Source organism: Chryseobacterium sp. SN22 (assembly GCF_008329705.1).
In the GTDB taxonomy this organism is placed as follows: Bacteria; Bacteroidota; Bacteroidia; order Flavobacteriales; family Weeksellaceae; genus Chryseobacterium.
Window position 1 is genome coordinate 1 of sequence record NZ_VTSX01000012.1, and the last position, 18,711, is coordinate 18,711.

At 41.6% G+C, this 18,711-nt stretch carries 13 protein-coding genes and 1 tRNA gene; 8 read left to right on the forward strand and 6 right to left on the reverse strand.

The features are described from left to right. Positions 1-113: 113 nt before the first annotated feature. The 3 genes from FY557_RS09415 to FY557_RS09425 form a co-directional block, all read right to left on the reverse strand. Positions 114-187, reverse strand: a tRNA-Arg gene (locus tag FY557_RS09415). 70 nt (positions 188-257) lie between these two features. Then, the gene (locus FY557_RS09420; protein WP_149247002.1) at positions 258-2,021 is read right to left on the reverse strand and encodes a TonB-dependent receptor; all 1,764 of its coding nucleotides are present in this window, start codon (positions 2,019-2,021) and stop codon (positions 258-260) included. Between the two features lie 88 nt (positions 2,022-2,109). Beyond that, on the reverse strand, positions 2,110-5,073 hold the full coding sequence (locus FY557_RS09425) for a tetratricopeptide repeat protein (RefSeq protein ID WP_149247003.1): 2,964 nt from the start codon (positions 5,071-5,073) through the stop codon (positions 2,110-2,112). 250 nt (positions 5,074-5,323) lie between these two features. On the opposite strand from FY557_RS09425, the gene FY557_RS09430 reads away from it, so the two are divergent. The 3 genes from FY557_RS09430 to FY557_RS09440 are packed head-to-tail and all read left to right on the forward strand — an operon-like array spanning position 5,324 to position 7,953. Continuing rightward, entirely contained in the window at positions 5,324-6,994 is a 1,671-nt protein-coding gene (locus FY557_RS09430) for an APC family permease (protein WP_149247004.1), read from the forward strand. Positions 6,995-7,000: 6 nt separating this feature from the next. Continuing rightward, entirely contained in the window at positions 7,001-7,603 is a 603-nt protein-coding gene (locus FY557_RS09435) for a hypothetical protein (RefSeq protein WP_149247005.1), read from the forward strand. A gap of 2 nt (positions 7,604-7,605) precedes the next feature. Further along, entirely contained in the window at positions 7,606-7,953 is a 348-nt protein-coding gene (locus FY557_RS09440; protein ID WP_149247006.1) for a DUF962 domain-containing protein, read from the forward strand. A gap of 304 nt (positions 7,954-8,257) precedes the next feature. Here FY557_RS09440 and FY557_RS09445 read toward each other — a convergent pair whose 3' ends face one another. The 3 genes from FY557_RS09445 to dgt all read right to left on the reverse strand — a co-directional run bounded on the left by FY557_RS09445 (position 8,258) and on the right by dgt (position 13,371). Next, positions 8,258-10,279, reverse strand: coding sequence for a DUF3857 domain-containing protein (locus FY557_RS09445; protein ID WP_149247007.1), 2,022 nt, complete (start codon positions 10,277-10,279; stop codon positions 8,258-8,260). A gap of 265 nt (positions 10,280-10,544) precedes the next feature. Continuing rightward, the gene (locus FY557_RS09450) at positions 10,545-11,471 is read right to left on the reverse strand and encodes an SPFH domain-containing protein (protein ID WP_149247008.1); all 927 of its coding nucleotides are present in this window, start codon (positions 11,469-11,471) and stop codon (positions 10,545-10,547) included. Between the two features lie 544 nt (positions 11,472-12,015). Beyond that, on the reverse strand, positions 12,016-13,371 hold the full coding sequence (dgt, locus tag FY557_RS09455) for a dGTP triphosphohydrolase (protein WP_149247116.1): 1,356 nt from the start codon (positions 13,369-13,371) through the stop codon (positions 12,016-12,018). 259 nt (positions 13,372-13,630) lie between these two features. Here dgt and FY557_RS09460 point away from each other — a divergent pair, with 259 nt between their 5' ends. The 5 genes from FY557_RS09460 to FY557_RS09480 all read left to right on the forward strand — a co-directional run bounded on the left by FY557_RS09460 (position 13,631) and on the right by FY557_RS09480 (position 18,668). After that, on the forward strand, positions 13,631-14,689 hold the full coding sequence (locus FY557_RS09460) for a hypothetical protein (RefSeq protein WP_149247009.1): 1,059 nt from the start codon (positions 13,631-13,633) through the stop codon (positions 14,687-14,689). Positions 14,690-14,693: 4 nt separating this feature from the next. After that, positions 14,694-15,428, forward strand: a complete 735-nt coding sequence (locus tag FY557_RS09465; protein ID WP_149247010.1) for a DNA-formamidopyrimidine glycosylase family protein — start codon at positions 14,694-14,696, stop codon at positions 15,426-15,428. 13 nt (positions 15,429-15,441) lie between these two features. Next, complete coding sequence (locus FY557_RS09470; RefSeq protein WP_149247011.1) at positions 15,442-16,527, forward strand: hypothetical protein; 1,086 nt, start codon at positions 15,442-15,444, stop codon at positions 16,525-16,527. Positions 16,528-17,573: 1,046 nt separating this feature from the next. Next, positions 17,574-18,290, forward strand: a complete 717-nt coding sequence (locus FY557_RS09475) for an AAA family ATPase (RefSeq protein WP_149247012.1) — start codon at positions 17,574-17,576, stop codon at positions 18,288-18,290. A gap of 9 nt (positions 18,291-18,299) precedes the next feature. Then, positions 18,300-18,668: a hypothetical protein gene (locus FY557_RS09480; protein ID WP_149247013.1), complete on the forward strand. Its 369-nt coding sequence runs from the start codon at positions 18,300-18,302 to the stop codon at positions 18,666-18,668. The last annotated feature ends 43 nt before the right edge of the window (positions 18,669-18,711 follow it).

An 18,711-nucleotide genomic window follows, 5' to 3' on the forward strand; every position in this document is an offset into this window, starting at 1 on the left:
TTAAACAAAAAATAAGGAGCCGATAAGCTCCTTATTTGTTTTTGCATTACCCCCGCTTGGGGGTTGTTTTGGGGGTTAACCTGGCGTAAAGCCCCTAAAATACGTGCGATAAGTGACCCCGGAGGGATTCGAACCCCCAACCGTTGGAGCCGAAATCCAATATTCTATCCAGTTGAACTACGGAGCCATTTCTATGAGTAATGAGTAATTATTTAATACGTAATCATTGCAAATTGCTCATTACCCATTATTCATATTTAGAACGTAATCTTCACACCTCCCAAAACCTGTGCACCGAGAACCTTATATCCTTTGTACGTCTGGTATTTCGAGCTCAGAAGATTATTTCCGAGTGCAAAAATACTAAAATTTTTGTGAACTTTATACTCTGCAGAAAAATTTATATCGGCATACCCCCCAACTTTGTCGTTGGTATCCTCGGCAGACCGGTACATCATCGGACTGCCAACTCCCTCAATCATAAAGGAATTCGTCGTTCTGTCGCTGGCAAAAAGCCCCTTGAAACCGAGCAATAATTTTTTATCCAGCATGGTATATTTTGCCCCGATTGTAGCTGTCAGCAACGGAACATTGTAAATATTTTCATAATTTTTAAGGTCGAACTTGGTAAATTTCACCTCTCCGTCCACGATTAAATTGGCTAAAGGGAAATATTGTAAGCTTCCTTTGATGTCACTGACATTCCCGTCATCGTATATGGCGGAAAAAGTGTTGGCATAATCATAGGCCGAACGGTTAAGGGTATAATTGTTATCGAAGAGGCTGTTGCCTTTAAAGAACATGATGTCCCGCATTTTTCCATAACCTGCCGCAACGTCGTATTTGAAAGTTTCATCGATATCCCCTCTTAACCCTACATAAAAGTGGTATTTGGTCTCCGTTGGCCTCAGGTACTGGTCAGACAGCAGAAACGGGTTCTGCTGCAGCAAATCGGCGTAGGTATTGATCTTCAGGCCGCCGTCTACCCCACCGTAAAATTTGAATTCTTCAGCAGCTGCAACCTGGAATTCCGCTTCCGGGAACCAGTAGGCTTTGTTGTTCTTCATCTGCTCCGCCATCAGGTCGTTGTTGTTCTTGCTGTTCAGGAATGAAAACTGAGAACCTAAACGTAAATACGAATCCCCTTTACGGAAAGTCACTTTCGGATTTAAATTGGTATTGAAAAAATTCGAGTTGTTCTTATCGCGGATGGCAAATTCGGTTTTCACTGTTTCCAATCCCACGCCCAGGTCAGCATTCAGGTCGATTCCCGATTTTCCGATCTCTACGCCATGCTTGGAAAAATTCGCCAATACGGAAGCCTGATTTTCCTGTGCATCGAAATGGTCTTTCAGGAAGGAAGATTTTACCCGTACGTCGTTTAAAATTTCATTGGAGTAGAAATCGTAGTATCCGTTTACCTTGAATTGGTTCACCCTCTGGTCAAGATCCACATCGCCTGGGCTCAAAGCATAAATGCCGTAGTAGTTGTAGCTGTTCAGCCCGTATTCCGCATTCAGATTAAATTTGCCCTTATCGCCGTAAGAATTCAGGTAAGCCCCCAAAGTCGTGGAACTTTGCTTGGAATCCCAGTCGTATTCTTTTTTCAGGCCCTGGGTCGAAAGGAAATGGGCATCAACGCCGACTTCAATTTTGTTTTCCAGTGTTTTCGAAATGTTTGCATCTCCCAGGATTTTCCCGTAGTTCCCCATTCCGAACTGAAGGTAATTGTTCTGCGCGGAGCCGTCAAACTTCGGCGTCACGTCCTGTCCCTGGATGGTGGAAGTCTTGAAATCCGAAACGGCCGGTACATCGGTAATCGTGTACTGTACCGGGTTTTGTGATTTCTCTTCCGGCGGATAGTTCTTGATGGTTTCCACCGAAGTTTTCTTTTTTTCGATCTTCCGTACTTCCGGCTCCCTTTTTTTATTGAGGATCAGCTTTTCTTCTTTGATCTGGGAAAACGCCACCGACGAAATTCCTAAAAATAACAGGGATAATATTTGAATTCTTTTGTTCATTTTTTTATAGGTATTAATGTATAATGTCGGATGTATCATGTATTGCTACATTTTACTTTTTACATTCTACGCTGTACATTTTATACTTTTACTTTTTAATCTGCTTTTTAACCTCCTTCGCTTCTGCTACGATCTCCGGGAAATCCTTATAATTCTCGATGATCTGGTCGCAGGTATAGCTTGCCTGGTAATTGTCTTTCAGGCCGATGTAGTTTTTCGCCATCAGCACCAGGGCTTTTGCGCCCCAGTATTCTTCGGAAGCATAATTGTTGGCGAGTTTAAAGATCGTTTCATTAGAGGATTTGTACGCTTTTCCTTTATTCTGGTAATACGCTTTCGCATACAGGGATTCCGCAGCTACCGAAGTATTGGAAGACTTTTCAAGCGCCGCATAAGCCGACTGTGCATCCTTATCCTTCCCTGAATTCATCAGGCTCCGGGCTTTGATGACTTTAGCCGTCTCAATAACCGCCGAAGCGTTTTTGCTGTTGGCAATTACTGCATCCGCCAGTTTTTCCGCCTGGGCGAAATTCTTTTCGTCTGCATAGATCTTCATCAGTTCCACATTCGCGTAGTTTTTGATATTCACATCCGATGAGCTGGTCAGGTTTTCAAGATACTTCTTCGCTTCCTGCTTATCATCCTGAGCGATGTAGATCTGGGCCAGACGGGTCTGGGCATCATCCTGGTAATCGTTCGGAACATTCGCTACCTCCTGTAAAACCAGCAGGGATTTTGTCGTGTTTTTGGTCTGGTAATAGCTTTCCCCCAGTTCGTATTTTGCCTGGTAAAGCCCCTCCCCGGTAGGATTCTGGGTTAAGTATTTCTCGTAATAGGAAATCGCGTTTTTGTAATCTTTTTTCGTGAAAAGCTGTTTCGCTGTCGACAGATTGATTTCATCAATTTCCGAAGCATCAATATTCACCCCGGCGTTCCGTGCAAAAGTCTCATAGCCCGAAACATCGCCGTTTTTCGTGAAAATCGGTTTTGCTGCCTGAACGATTTTCTCTGCGTAAGCCGTGTTCTTATACTGTTCGGCAAGCGATCTCAATTCAGATAATGCTTTATCGCCCTGGTTCTGGTCGATGTAATTCTGCGCCCTGTAAATAGATGCATTGGCAACGAGATCTTTATCGGCAGAGGTTTTAACGACTTTGTTAAAATAATCATTGGAATTGCTGAAATCGTCCTGTGCCGCATACGCGGTTCCGATTTCGTACTGGGCATCGTCGTAATAATCCGAATCGGGATATCTGGACAGCAGGTTTTTCAGGCTGGTGATTTTCGCCTGGGTATCGCCTTTGAATCCTAAAGCCATTCCTTTCTGGTATAAAGTATAATCCGTGGCATCTTCGTTTTTATCGTAGATCGCGATCGCTTCGTTCAGGTTGTTATTGGCGTAATTGATATCGCCCAGGCGGAGTTCCGCATCATTCCTGAATTCAGGTTTCGGATTGGCTAAATATTGCTTGAAATACTTTTCAGCTTCATCGAATTTTTTAGATTTAAAATAAGCATATCCGAGATCATACGGCAACTGCTGCTTCTCAGGGAAATTTTCGTTAAGCAGCTTTTCGTAGCGGGCAATGGCGGAAGGGTAATTCCCTTTCTGGTAATACACCTGCCCCAGCCAGTATAAAGCCCGGTTGCTGAATTCCTTATTGAGGTTGAAGCCTAAGCTTCTTAACAAATACTGTTCTGCCTGATCATAGTTCCCTTTGTTGAATTCTTCTGTACCCAACAGATAAGAAACTTCCTGGTCGATTTTATCGATTTCCGGAGTTGAATTCTGTAACCTGTCGATGGCATTCAGCGTCTCTTTGTAATTTCCGGAATACAGATAGGATTTTATCAGAAGCGCTCTCATTTCAGGTGCATTCGATTCATTCTGATTATCGTTGATGTAATTCTGGATAACGGTGGACGCGCTTTCAAACGGGTTTCCGATGTCGTAGCTTAATTTGGCATACTGCTCATGCGCCAGCTTCTTTACCTTCTTGTCATAATTCATCTGATAGGCCGAACGGAATGCCGATAAGGCTTCCTGTTTCTTACCTACTGCCAGGTAAGCATTTCCAAGCTGATAATAGGCATTCTGGGCCAGGGCCGAACTGCTGTTCAGCAGCTGGTTGTAATAAGAAACCGCTTCGTCGTATTTTTTGAGCTGTGCTGCGACAAATCCCATTTCATAAAGATCGTTCTCCGATGGGTTCTGCTGGACGCTCAGGTAATCTTTAAGATGCGGATAAGCTGAAGTGTAATCATTTTTCATGAAATAGCTTTCCCCGATGATCTTATGGACTTCCGCTTTATAGGCCTCGGAAATATCTTCATTCAGAAGGGCTGTTCCTTCGGTAATGGCTTTATCGTAATCCTTATCGTTATAATACATCTGCACATAATAAGGACGGACCAGTTTTGAATATTTCGCCTCCTCCTTTATCGAATCGAAATACTGGAAAGCCTTGTCATTCTGCCGGTTTGAATAATACAAATGGCCCAACATATAGGCAATATCCCCTCTCTGCGACTGGTCTGCTGTTTTGTAGGCTTCCTCCAGTGCGTCGGTCGCTCCTTTGGAATCACCCATCATAAATTTGGCGTACCCCAGTTTCAGGATGTATTGGGTATTTTCTTCTTTTGAAAGCTGGTACTGGTTTACTTTTTTCAGGGTTTCCAATGCTTTTTCAAAATCTTTTTTAGCCAGATAATAATCCGCCAGCGGTAAGCTTGCCTGCGCAAAATAAGCTGAATTCGGGTATTCTTTCATAAAAGCTGCCAGCCCTTCTTCCGCATGGTTTTTCTGAAGGATGACGCCGATCACGTTATCAAAAAACTGCGCTGCCTCCTTTTTCGAACGCGACAGATGCTCGTTGTAGAAATACTGTCGGGCATATTCGTATTGGGAAGCGTTGTATATTTTGGTCTGGTAAAGGTTTTCAGCTAAATTGAACCGGTAGTTTTCTTTTTGGGTAAAGTACTGAGACTGTTGCGCATCGGAGATCCCGAAATACATTACAGCAGCCGCTAAAAGTATTTTTCTAGATTTCATTAATTTTAAATTTTAACATGGAAAAGCCTGATATTCAGGTTCAAATATTTAAAATTACGGGAATTTTTATCCACAATTTATCAACGAAAATATTGAAAAGAAATTGTATAAACAAGCCTTTTAACACATTGTTAATAACTGAATATTTTTTTAAGACTTCTTAACTTTCTTGGGAAGAAACCTTAAGAAAATAAAAATTATTTCGGAGAAATAATTACATTTGCTTTTCTTGAATCAAATATAGAATTGAATGAATCAACTTTTTAGAAGGAAAAACTATTCAGATACCGATACATCCACTCATTTACTGAGGGTATTGGGCGTCTGGGACATCGTATTTTTTGGTATTGCGGCAATTATAGGAGCAGGAAGTTTCAGCAGTTTGGGAGAGGCCGTTTTCAGAGGAGGTCCCGGCGTGATCTTACTATATTTGATCTGCGGATTTGCCTGCGGGTTTACGGCCCTTTGCTATGCGGAGTTCGCGAGCAGGATCCCGACGGCCGGTTCCGCTTATACCTATGCTTATGCCAGTTTCGGGGAACTGATTGCCTGGATCATCGGCTGGGCCCTGATCATGGAATATTCTTTCGGAAATATTTACGTTGCCTTCTCCTGGTCCGATTATTTTACCAGCTTTCTTCACCGGTTGGGTATGCATATTCCGGATTACCTGACCTGCAGTTATACCGAAGCGAAAAAAGCCTTTATGAACGGCTCTGAAAATAAAGAACTGATTAATGCCTGGACCAACGCACCGTTGATCGGAAGCCTGAAATTTATTGTGGATGTTCCCGCCCTGGTTATTAACGGCCTGATTACCTGGCTGTGTTATGTTGGGGTAAAGGAAAGCAAGAATTTCAATAATGCTTTGGTAATTCTTAAACTGGCTGTGATTATTCTTGTCATCCTGGTGGGTTTTGCTTACATCAATACCGATAACTGGACCCCGGTAAATCCTGAAACCCAGGTTTCATCATTTATGCCGAACGGTTTTGCAGGTGTGATGAGTGCTGTTTCGGGGGTTTTCTTTGCCTATATCGGGTTTGATGCCTTAAGCGTGCTGTCCGAAGAAACAAAAGACCCTCAGAAAACGCTGCCGAAAGGAATGATTATTTCTTTGGTGCTGTGTACCTTTATTTATATTGCCTTAACCCTGGTTTTAACGGGAATGGTAGATTACAGGAAATTCGACGGTGTCGGAGATCCGCTTTCCTTTATTTTTGAAAGATCCAATGCCAATGTAGCCTGGATGGAGCTGGTGGTTTCTTTCGTAGCCATTGTAGCGATTACCACGGTCCTTTTGGTTTTCCAGATGGGGCAGCCGAGAATATGGTACGCCATGAGCCGCGACGGGCTGATGCCGCAGAAATTCCAGGAAGTGCATCCGAAATATAAAACGCCGGCTTTTGCTACCGTTGTTACAGGAATTGTAGTGGGAATTCCGATCCTGTTTACCGATAAAAGCTTCATCCTGGATTTTACAAGTATCGGGACGATTTTCGCCTTCGTGCTGGTATGTGCAGGGGTTCTGATGCTTCCGGCCAAAGAAAAGATCAAAGGCAGGTTCCACCTTCCTTATATTAACGGTAAATTTATTTTTCCGTTTATCTTCATCGGAGGAATTGTTTTCTTCTACTTCTGGCAGCCGGACTTCTTCCATACGCTGATGGACTGGAAAGATCCGAAAGAAGGTGAATTCAGGGCTTCCATATTCTTTTTTATCCTGATTAATATCGTTTTGTGTGCAGTAGCTTTTATTAAAAACCTGTCGCTGATCCCACTGATCGGGCTTAGTTCGTGCCTTTATCTTTTAACGGGAATGAGCCATGACAACTGGTTCTGGTTTGGACTGTGGTTTGCTGTAGGTTTAGTCATCTATTTCTGCTACGGATACCGGAACAGCAAGCTTAGAAATGCTTAACTATTGATGAAATATTTTTGGTTTTGTCTGTTGCTTCTAATCTTCAGCTGTAAAAAGACAACCGGGCATGCTTCGGGACCGGGTCCGGAAGAAAAGAGATTAACTTATAAAGAGCTTTTAAAATCAATCGGTGAAAAGAACAGAAGCCAGAGGAGCAATTATTTTTTCAGATTCATTAATAATGACGTACCTGAATACTGGCACGGTACGCCGTGGTCTTTCACAGGAACGTCACGGGAACCGAAGAAGGGAAGCATTGCCTGCGGCTACTTTGTAACCAACACCCTCTCTGATTACGGTTTCGACCTTAACCGGACGTTTCTTGCCCAACAGGCATCTTCGGTGATGATCAAAAAGCTGTGCACGGACATCCGGTATTTTACCAAAAGGCAGGAACTGGAGAAATATATTCTAGGAAAAAAGAAAAACCAGGCATATATCGTTGGATTGGATTTTCATACAGGATATATCACCCGCGAGAATAAAGACATTTATTTTATTCATTCCAATTACCTTCAACATCAAGGGGTAACCAGGGAACTGACTAAAAATTCAAAGGCATTGAATGCATCAAAGACTTTTATGATCGGAACTTTAAATTACAGATAATCATGGCTGAAAGAATAAAAACATTTAACGAATTTTATCGGTTTTATTTAACCGAGCACAGTAAAACAGGAACCCGGATTTTGCATTTTATCGGAACGTTGCTGGTCTTTTTTGTGATCGGCTACGTGATTGCTTCGGGAAAAGAGCGGTTCCTCTGGTATGTGCCTATATTCGGCTACGGGTTTGCCTGGTTCAGCCATGCGGTGGTTGAAAGGAATAAACCGGCCACTTTCAGATATCCTTTATGGTCTCTGATCTCGGATTTCCGGCTGTTCTTTGAACTTCTGACCGGAAAACAGAAATTCAGGGGAATTCCGGCACCGAAAGCTCAGGAGAAATCTGATGAATAGGCGGGAGAAGGAAGCTGGAGGATGGACATTTCTTAATTGACCGTTTTCATGAAATACTACAGGCTTCAATAAATGTACTATTTCTAAATTTAAAGTAAGCAGATAAAAATTTCGGCTGGTTTGCAAGCAAACCAGCCGAAATTTTGTTTTTACAATCGGATATCAGCGATCATTAATATTAAAAGATTCTTTTTCTTTCATTCAAACTTTCATCATTCGGACAAAAAAATTTAATCAGTCAGTAGCGAAGTGAATTTCAAACTTTCCCATCATCCCGATCCTTACTTTAATCATTCTGCTTTCCCTATTTAAACTTTTTCTTAAAGCTGTACTTCAGCATATTCATAAATCCGGGTTCAATAATATCGATCCCCAATCCGAAATTGCTGTCGGCAATGGTATGGTGATCGGCCCTGAACTTCTCAAATGCTTCTTCCGGGATCTCAAGATTGACCAGCGGCTTGAATTCGATGTTTACGGCAGCTCCGTTCTTAGTTACTTTTTTACGGCTTGAAAAATCAAAGTACGGATTATGAATCGTACTTTCCTGGGTGGTGTATTTCTCTTCGGTATCGATTTTCTGGTCCGTATACAGGCTGATCTCATACTTTTCGCTGTCGAAATTATGCCAGAACGGAAGGTCTTTGTGAATAAAATCCCGTGCACTGGCCTTCACCACGTTCCTGTCGAAGTACATCAGGAAACGGTCTCCCTTCGGATCGGTATAATACGGGTTATTGACGGAGGCTTTGTACTGTATTTTAAACTCATTCAGCTTCCGGTCGTCGCTGACCATATCGATGGCTGCATCCGTAAAGACATTCCGGACATCCGTTCCGTTGCGGTCGCCGGAATAATTCAGGCTATAGAACAGGAAATTGTTCCAGCTGTCGATCACTTCCCGCTTGTTGGTATTTTTGAAATACCTTCTCATGGCATTGGCGCGGTTGCCTTTATAAGTCGTCGTAAGCACCAGCTTCCCGGTTTTGTCCTGTACGTTGAAGTCTACTTTTTCATCGATGCAGAAATATGGGTATTTATACGGCTTTCTCTGCTTCAGTTCCTGGTCAGTTTTCACTTCAAGATAATGCATAAAGTAAATAAACCCCCGATTTTCCAGCAGCCCGAATTCATCGCGTACCGTCGCATCGATGAAATACTCCTCCCCTTTATGATTGATCTTTACAATCGCATGGTTGAACGTCAGCAGTGAAGGCAGGTAATATTTGATATAAAAATCGGTATGAAAATTCACGAGCACAATAGAGGAATCCACGCCGATATAATCCAGGATCACTTTCAGCAAAACGGATTTTGCCTTGCAGTCGCCCTGTTTGTTTTCATAGGTAACCGCAGGTGCCTGCGGCTTATGGCCGTTCATCTCATCGGCATTAAAGATATAGTAGATGTTGTTCTGTACATATTCGATGGCAAACTGGATCTTTTCATCCGGGTCTGCAATGGCATCCACCTTTTCGATAAGGTTTGGGGCAAAATCCCGTAAAGATGCCTGACTGAATATTTCGCCGTAGATCGGCGCAACGTAGTTGGAAAGCTCCTTCCAATTGCTGTCCGTTGCAAAATCGATGTACGGAAAAATCTCACGGCTGGCATCCACCGGATTGATGTAGTTTTCTAATTTAAAAACAAATTCTTCCCCTTTATTCAGGTAATGGGTTTCCGGAGCCAGGACGGTTCCCGCTTCATCACGGAAGAATGTTTTTTTACAGGCTATCCTCTGTTCGCGGTCGTTGATGAAGGTAAAGGTATAGCTTCCGTAAGCCCAATAGTTATCCGGGCTTACCCAGACGTATTTCGCAAATTCCTTTCTCAGGAAATCCCGTTCTTTAAATACCTTCACTCTGGAATCTTCCATGATGAGGATATCATTGAGCCTGAGGTCTTTTATGGTAATATTGATTTTTTTATTGCTGCTCAGGATGCCGCCGCTGCTCTGGTTCTCACTGTCGAGTACCTTTATTTTGGTATCGGAAATTTTATCGATCAGTATACCGTCTCTCACGACGCTGATGCGGTGGATATGGTAGACTTCGTTTTCTTCCACAACGATATCGGAAACCGATGCCCTTTCAAGATTAGCCGGCTCATTCAATGTGTAGGCCATACAGACATACTCACTGTTCTCAGTATTGCCGGTGCGGTATTTTTTATCTAAAAAGTAGCAGAAATCCTTTCCCTGATCAATCTGATGTTTGGCGAATTCAGATTCCCTGATCCGTTCCATAAGCTCATGATCCTCCATATTTCCTGCCCATGCTTCCGACTTTCCGATCCTGTAATTTTCAATTTCAAGTTGATTATTCATATTCTTATTGCTGATTATACACTTTGGTATTTTTAAAAAGGAAGATCAAATTAGGGATTAAATCGCAAAAAAACAAGAGTAAAAAACTGAAGATATTTTTTATGCCTTATTGTCTTTTATAACAGAAAAAATCCTTTCCAGCATGCTGAAAAGGATCAATTCGTTATTCACAGACAACAGTTTACCATATTGTTCTAACGGATGCCATTCGGTTTTATCATTAATTAACCATTGATTTCCAGGCCTGTTTCATCATGAGAACGATTTAAAAATCTTTCTTCTTTGCCGGGTCAGTTACCGGGACATATTCGTCCATTTTCTGGGTCGCAGCCATGGAAACCACAAGATCATTCAGCATGGAACTGGCTGCGGTAGGCGAATTGGGAAGAAGCACAAGGTTGCTCCTGTTGTTGGCTCCTATAGCACTTAACGTGTCGTAATGCTGGGTTACAACAATCAGTGCCGACGCTTCCTGAGCGTTGATATTGGCGGCATTCAGCATTTTCACCGATTCTTCCAGCCCTTTCGCAATTTCCCTTCTCTGGTCGGCAATTCCCTGTCCCTGCAGCTTCTTGGATTCCGCTTCGGCTTTGGCTACGGCAACAATCCGTATTCTCTGGGCTTCCGATTCATATTCGGCCGCTGTTTTTTCCCTTTCGGCAGCATTGATCCGGTTCATGGCATGTTTCACCTGCTCATCAGGATCGATATCGGTGACCAAAGCTTTAATGATGTCATATCCGTAACTCTGCATGGCATCCTGCAGCTCGCTTTTTACAGCAATGGCGATGTCGTCTTTCCTTACGAATACATCATCCAGCCTTGTTTTCGGCACCTCGGCGCGCACCACATCAAATACATAAGAAGTAATCTGGTTTTCCGGATTTTCCAGCCGGTAATAAGCATCCCTTACATTTTCCCGGATCACCTGGTACTGTACGGAAACTTTCATTTTGATAAACACATTGTCCAAAGTCTTGGTATCAATAATAACATCCAGCTGCTGGATCCTGAGGTTCAGCCGTTTGGCAATCTGATCCAGAAAAGGGATTTTCAGATGCAGCCCTGCATGGCTTACTTTTAAAAATTTCCCTAACCGCTCTACGATAGCGGCCGATTCCTGTTTTACGGTAAAAAATGAAGCAAATAAAGTAATAAGACCGATAAAGGCTAATATTCCTGCGTACACCATAATGTTTTCTTTTATTGGTTTGCTGTAAGATAGGGATTTATCGTCTAAAAATCAAATAAAAGGCTGGTTTTACAGGGATCGCGAATAGTGAATCCGCTGCGCTTGTCAATTTTTAGGCTGTTTGTTTGCTTAACGCAAGGGCTTTTCTGATAACATTGAGAATATTTTCATTCGCAAGGGCTGAACTACGTTCCTGAACTTTCGGTTTATAGGCAGCAAATGATAGGTCTGGATATATAGATTAAAAATGATTCCTTATTTTCAAAATCATAAGCATTCAAAAGCTTAGCGTCTTTGCGCATTCCAACATGAGCCGCAATTTAAGATTGATCGTTCACCATTCAGTTGCGGAGCAAAATTCACCTATCGCAGGACCACCCTGTCAAAAATTCTTTCAGAATTTTCGCCAACCCTCCAAAATTCGGAGGGAAATTGCGGTAAAGGTAGTAGCTTCGGGCTTTTGATGGTTGTGGTCTTGTCGGGAGGCAAATGCAAGATTGACCATTGACCATTCACTTGCCAAGAAAAATTCACCATTGACCTTTTACACGGTCATCCCGATATCGATACCTTTGATTTTACGGTACAGATCGGTGGCGTAATTGTCTGTCATTCCGGAAACGAAATCGATCACGCCCAGTACTTTCTGGTAGTCGGTTCCGTTGTCGTAAATAAACTGCTTAGGAATCAGCTTTAATGCTTTGGTATCATAGGATTTTCTTTCTTCTTTTGATTTGAGAATGGATGGAATAAAGTGGTCGAGCAATTCATACATCACATTATAGCCTGCATTTTCAATTTCCACGACGGCTTTGTGGTTGTATATTTTTTCAATGGAAAAACTTTCGATATCCTGAAGGGCTTTGTTTTCATCTTTATAAAGATCCAGAAGGGCTTTGTCCAGGTTTCCGCTCAGGATCTTTTCAAAATCCTTCTTGTACCTTTCCATCGAGGTGTTGATCAGGGCATTGATGACCTTGGCCCGCAGGTAAGAAATCTGCTCGTTTTCGTTGGATATGGAATTCAGCTTGCTCTCAATTCTTTTTACATCGTCCGTTTCGGATTTTACCAATTCAAAAAACAGGTTTTTACAGTCGGCTGTGGAAACGATTCCCAGACGGTGGGCATCTTCCATATCGATGATGTTGTAGCAGATGTCGTCCGCTGCTTCTACAAGCCATACAAACGGATGCCTTTTGAAGATATGCGGTTCCTCGCTTTCTGGAATCAGTTGAGTTGCTTTTGCAATTTCCAGGAAAATATCCTTTTCGTTCTGGAAAAAGCCGAATTTTTTCCGGTGCACCACACCCTTTGTTTTGGCAATGGCTTCACACGGATATTTGGCAATACTGGCAAGGGTGGAAAACGTAAGCTGGATGCCTCCCGCATCCTTCCCCTGCTGCTGCTGGGCCAGCACCCGGATCGCATTGGCATTTCCTTCAAAGTTCACCAGATCGGCCCACTCTTTTTCATTGAATTTCGGTTTCAGATCCGGTTCGTTCCTTTCGAAATAGCTGGCAATGGCATCTTCGCCGGAATGTCCGAAAGCGGGGTTTCCGACATCATGGCACAGGCATCCTGCCGCAATGACGTTTCCCAGGTTGTGAAGGTAAAAGCTTTTTGCCTCTTCGGTTAAGTCGTTTTTAAACTGGTCGTGGATGAACTCCCCCATCACGCTTCCCAGGCTTCGTCCCACCGATGAAACTTCCAGCGAATGTGTCAGGCGGTTGTGCACGAATACACTTCCGGGAAGCGGAAAAACCTGCGTCTTGTTCTGCAGCCTTCTGAAAGCCGATGAAAATATAATTCGGTCGAAGTCTCTCTGGAAATCCGTTCTGGAAGCTTTGGTGTGCGGATTGTTGCCTGTACGCTGATTCGTGAAAATCTGGTTTAAGTTCATCATGCTTCAAAAATACTTTAAATTTTATTTTCTTCTGATAAAATATTCGAATATTAAGTGAATTTTCAGTGCCGGAAGACCAAGCGTACATACTTTTTTAATTATTGACTGCTTTAAGTTTCACACAGCTGCTTCGGCAAGTTTCAGCATAACTTTTTTCATTTATAAAAGACAACAGGAATTACGAGTTACAATAATTATAATTAGAAGAGTTTACAGCTTAAAAAAATTTCAGTAGTATTGTTTCAAATTTCCATCCATGAAAAGTCTTCTCGTATTGCTGTTTCCGGTATATCTGTTTTCTCAGGAAAACTGTTTCGATGATGGCCAGAAACATTATTCCGCTAAAGGGAAACTCTCCTATTACACCCAAATGACAGAATTTATCCTGCTGAATAATCCAAAACATATTAAGTACAGAGAAAACAGGGCAAACCTGAGTTATGAAGAAGATGAAAGGATGGATGAATATTCAGGCATGGCTTATGAACAGAGGATGTCGGAGGATTATAAAAAGTTTGAGATTTTCTACAAATATTTTAACCATCAATTCCATTATATCAGGCTTCAGAAAGCAGGAAATTCCTTATATGCGGTTGCTGAAAATCAATTCGGACACTGGCTGTTGGAAATAAAGGGACGGAAGCCAAAAGCCTATTATATCGGATTCAGTAAAAACACCTATATCAACAGAAGACAAAAGGACGGATTTATCAGGAACAATACCCTTTTCCTCGACGGCAGCTTTATCAGCATCAAAAAGGGAATACGGTTTGATGAATGGACAGCCGTAAAAGATTTCCTGACCTTTGAAATCAATCTTGATGATATAAAAAAGGATTCCGATGGTGACGGGTACAATGATCTCTTTGAAAACCTTATTTTCCTGAATCCTGATTCCCGCGATACCGATGGGGACGGAATTTCAGACTTTGAGGATTTAAATCCGCTTCACACTTCGGAAAGAAACAGGTTCACCGAACTCTTTAAAAGCATTATCGAGTCAGACCTGGGCGAAAATGAAGATGCAACCCGGGATTATTATTCCTTTGAAATCTATGAGTCCGACTGTAATTTTTTTCAGCGGATTCATCCTAAGGATACAAGAATACTGGTGCTCTCCGGTTCGCAGGCTTATCAGCTGGAAAATAATTCCCGGTCTTCGCCGTTCGGTACTTTTTACGGAAGAATCAAAAAAGGTCCGGATGAAAAAACATTTTACATCCCTTACTTCAAAAGTTCGAGCGGTGGCAGAATAATTGCTGAGTACAAGAACGAAAAATGGTCTGTTCTTGAAGACCAGGAATATAAAACATAAAGCTATGCCCGAAGGTCCTCCGGTTGTTCTGATGAAAGAAGACCTGCAAAAGTTTGCAGGCGAAAAGGTAATTGATGTCAAAGGAAGTTCCATCACGGAAATCTCAGATATCAAAGGCCATATTTTACGGGAAATAAGGACCCACGGGAAACAGACCTTTCTTCTGTTCGACAAGGAAAATATCCGGATCCACCTGCTGATGTTCGGTTCTTACAGCCTGAAGGAGAATAAAGCCCAGGCCCATACTTTAAAGCTCGGACTGGAATTCAAAAGCGGAGGCATGTATTTTTATACCTGCAATGTAAAGTTGGTAGACCCGGAATTTATCTCCGGTCTCGACTGGCAAGCCGATGTGATGAGCGATGCCTGGGATCCTGAAAAAGCGGAAAAGAAGCTGAAAGCCAATCCTGAATTGATGGTTTGCGATGCGCTGATGGACCAGGAAATTTTCGCCGGAGTCGGCAACATCATTAAAAATGAGGCCCTTTTCAGGGTCGGCATCCATCCGGAAACATTAACCGGCCATCTTCCGCCAGACAGGCTGAAAGCCATGATCGCTGAAGCCCGCATCTACAGCTTTGATTTCAAAAAGTGGAGAAAGGAAAATATACTGCGGAAACGCTTTGAGGTCTACCAGCAGAAAAAATGCCCGAAATGCGGCGAAGAAATCATTAAAAAAGAAACCGGACACGGGAAACGCACCAGCTTCTTCTGCAAAAACGACCAGAAACTTTACTGAAACTAACCTAACCATGAAACTAAATTATTTATTGCCATTTATTTTTACACTTACCTCCTGTATCACCGACCGGAAAGAAGATGCCTGTTTTGAAAATGATAAAAAAGAAAAGACAGCGTACCATGAATTCAGAATTGATACCCCACAGGAAATTCTACGGGCCAACCCTTCTCATGTAAAATTTACTGTCGATAACCAGCAGCTAAAGACTTATAAAGAAGAAACGGAAGATGGCCGGAAATTGTATTCAGAAGCAGAAGATAAAAAACGCCTCAAAGCTTATAAAGATACGTATGTGGAACTCATCAAAAATTTCGGTGACCAGTTTTACTATATCAATACAGAAAAAACCCATGGAGTCGTTTATGGAATCGGCGAAAATATTTTCGGCTACTGGTTTTTGGAAGTAAAAAATAATATTCCCGATGCCTATTATCTGGGACTAAGCCGATTCACCCATCTCAGCAAAGAACAGCCGGAACATTTCATTTCGGGAAACAAGCTCACAGCGTACGGCAGCTTCATACGGATCCGTGAAAGCTGGGGTTATCCTTTCGGTCCGCAAGAAGAAGCTGTAAAAGACCGGCTGATGTTTGAAATTGATCTTAAAGCCGTAAGGAAGGATTCGGATAAGGACCGGTTCAACGACCTGTTCGAAAAGCTGGTTTTGTTAAATCCCAATTCGGCGGACACCGATCAGGATGATATACCGGATTTCACCGACCGTAACCCGCTGTACCGGTCGGAAAAATCGAAATTCACGGATCTTTACACAATGATCATCGATCGTGAATACGGGCAGAATGATTTTGCAAAAGCGAATTATTTTTTTGCCGGTTATTTTTCAGACTGTGAGTATTTCCATCACATGAATCCCATCCAGATAAAAGTCCTTATTTATCCTGAGAACAAAAGTTCCGAGCTTCAATCCGATTACCGGCTGGGCATGTTTCCTGAACACATCGGAAAAATCAGGAAAGATAAAGACAAAAACAGATTTTATATCGATTACGGAAGCGGGTCCGGCGGTGGTTTTATTGAAGCGCTTTTCAAAAACGGGCAATGGACCTTATCGAAACAATCTACTTATAGTATATAATCATTTCTTTCTATTTATAAGGTTTTTGTATAGTATAAGATATGTTCTTACAATTTTCGGCAACCTAATGCACTGTCTGATCATGTACAGTTTTTAAACATTAAAAATCACCAATCTCCGATTAACAGGAGAATTTGATTAATGAAATGTCTTATCTTTTTTTAATCATTTTTACTTATCCTTTCAATAAGGCTGCCACCCCTCTGAGACAGTTTTAATAAAAAACACAGTCTATAAACAACTGATTTATAGCTTAAAAATTATATTTTAAAATAAAACATTTACCAGATTTATCCGGATTCCCTGTTGTTATCATTGGAACGACGATCGTAAAAAGGCATCTTCAAACAGCCCAATAATAAGTTTTTGTAACATTCAATATCCATACAAGTCAAAAATAAGTGATATAATATTGTCTCAAAAGATGTTATTATGTATTGCATTTTTTCTTTTTTGGATTATCAACTTTTAAATGCAAGCGCAGAAATGATTAACAGATCAATAATTTTTTACACAAAACACAACAAAAGCCTTTATAAATTTTTAATTTTATATTAAATTAATGTAAACTATTTTTATCCAAAACGTAAACAAAAACCACTTAAAACACTGATATACATCATGATTATTTGTTTTGGAACCTCATCTGAAAGTCGTAATATTGCAAATGTAAAATCGACAATAATAAATCAAATAATTAAAAATTCAACAAAATGATCACTTACATCGGAATCGCAACATGTTTAGTAGTTTTTGCTTCTTATTTTGCAACTGTGAAGAGAGAACAGGGAAACTAATGAGATTTTCCGGAACTGATTATCAGTTTACGGAAAAACACAAATGAATGACATTGTATATGTTTTCAATCCGTCAGAAAGATTGACTGCTCTTTTGCCCATGCGGGTAAAAGGGCACCGAAAACATAGCAAAGATTTTACACTAAGGAAGACAACTTTTAATTTTTATAATAGCCGATAGAGTCGAACAGATATTGTTCGGCTTTTTTGTTGGATAAGCTTTATCTTTGCTGCCATAAATTGAAAGCAATGAACCTGTACAACCTCATTATCCAGGACAAGGAAGAAATAACGCTTGACGATGTATTCCTGTCGCCCCACAACAAAGAACAGTTTGTACAGCTCATCAAAGAAAACACCTACGCGAAGGAACTGCAGGAATACGGTCTCCCGGTCAACAACAAGGTGCTTCTGGAAGGAAGTTCCGGCTGCGGAAAAACCATGACGGCTAAAGCCGTTGCCCATGCCTTAGGCAAAAACATCATCATCCTTAATCTGAGCAACATCGTGTCTTCGCGGATCGGCGAAACGTCCCAGAATATCAAAATGATCTTCGACAAGGCCGCACGGGAACGGTCGGTCCTTTTCCTGGATGAACTCGACCAGATCGGGAAAGCCCGGGGCAGCGACGATAAAGATGTGGGCGAAATGAGGAGGCTCGTGAATACCCTGCTCCAGCTCATCGACTATTATCCCGAAAACGCCCTGCTGCTCTGCGCCACCAACCATCCGGAAATTATCGATACCGCTTTGATCAGACGGTTCCAGCTGAAAGTTAAGTATGAAATGCCTTCAAAAGAATTCCTTGACACCTTCTACAATCAGATTCTGGAAGCATTCCCGGAAGATCTCTGCAACATCGAACGGGAATACGGCATTTCCTTTGCCGAAGCGAAAGACCATGCTTTTACGGTAATGAAAGGGAAGTTGATTAAGAAGCTGGAAGAAAATGCTCTGAAAATATAATTCAGCTTTATGAAATCGAAGCTTTTAGTAATTCTTCTCACCATTTTATTTTCCTGCTCCCAAAAATATACGGGAGAAATTGTCTTTAAAAACTGCAAAGTGGATTATCCGTTGCATAATGAGGAAAAAGAAATAGAAACATACTATGGAGCCGTTACCAATCAATGGGAATACGAATCTGCTTTGCGAGAATTGGCCCTTTGTCTGTGCGACCGGTACGATAAGAAACCTGACGAAGAAATTAAAAATAAAATTATCGAAATCGCTCAATACAAATTTGAGTTTTACCCTAGAGATGCGTCATTTAAAAAAGTAAATTTCGATTCTATTTTAATGAAGAGAAAAGAAATCTTTGATCCTACGATTATTATTGATTAAAAGATATTGTTTTATATTTGAAACTAATTTCAAACAAAACATT

Coding starts and splice junctions, on each gene's coding strand:
- FY557_RS09420 (WP_149247002.1), bottom strand. CDS start 2,021: ATGAACAAAAGAATTCAAATATTATCCCTGTTATTTTTAGGAATTTCG.
- FY557_RS09425 (WP_149247003.1), bottom strand. CDS start 5,073: ATGAAATCTAGAAAAATACTTTTAGCGGCTGCTGTAATGTATTTCGGG.
- FY557_RS09430 (WP_149247004.1), top strand. CDS start 5,324: ATGAATCAACTTTTTAGAAGGAAAAACTATTCAGATACCGATACATCC.
- FY557_RS09435 (WP_149247005.1), top strand. CDS start 7,001: ATGAAATATTTTTGGTTTTGTCTGTTGCTTCTAATCTTCAGCTGTAAA.
- FY557_RS09440 (WP_149247006.1), top strand. CDS start 7,606: ATGGCTGAAAGAATAAAAACATTTAACGAATTTTATCGGTTTTATTTA.
- FY557_RS09445 (WP_149247007.1), bottom strand. CDS start 10,279: ATGAATAATCAACTTGAAATTGAAAATTACAGGATCGGAAAGTCGGAA.
- FY557_RS09450 (WP_149247008.1), bottom strand. CDS start 11,471: ATGGTGTACGCAGGAATATTAGCCTTTATCGGTCTTATTACTTTATTT.
- dgt (WP_149247116.1), bottom strand. CDS start 13,371: ATGAACTTAAACCAGATTTTCACGAATCAGCGTACAGGCAACAATCCG.
- FY557_RS09460 (WP_149247009.1), top strand. CDS start 13,631: ATGAAAAGTCTTCTCGTATTGCTGTTTCCGGTATATCTGTTTTCTCAG.
- FY557_RS09465 (WP_149247010.1), top strand. CDS start 14,694: ATGCCCGAAGGTCCTCCGGTTGTTCTGATGAAAGAAGACCTGCAAAAG.
- FY557_RS09470 (WP_149247011.1), top strand. CDS start 15,442: ATGAAACTAAATTATTTATTGCCATTTATTTTTACACTTACCTCCTGT.
- FY557_RS09475 (WP_149247012.1), top strand. CDS start 17,574: ATGAACCTGTACAACCTCATTATCCAGGACAAGGAAGAAATAACGCTT.
- FY557_RS09480 (WP_149247013.1), top strand. CDS start 18,300: ATGAAATCGAAGCTTTTAGTAATTCTTCTCACCATTTTATTTTCCTGC.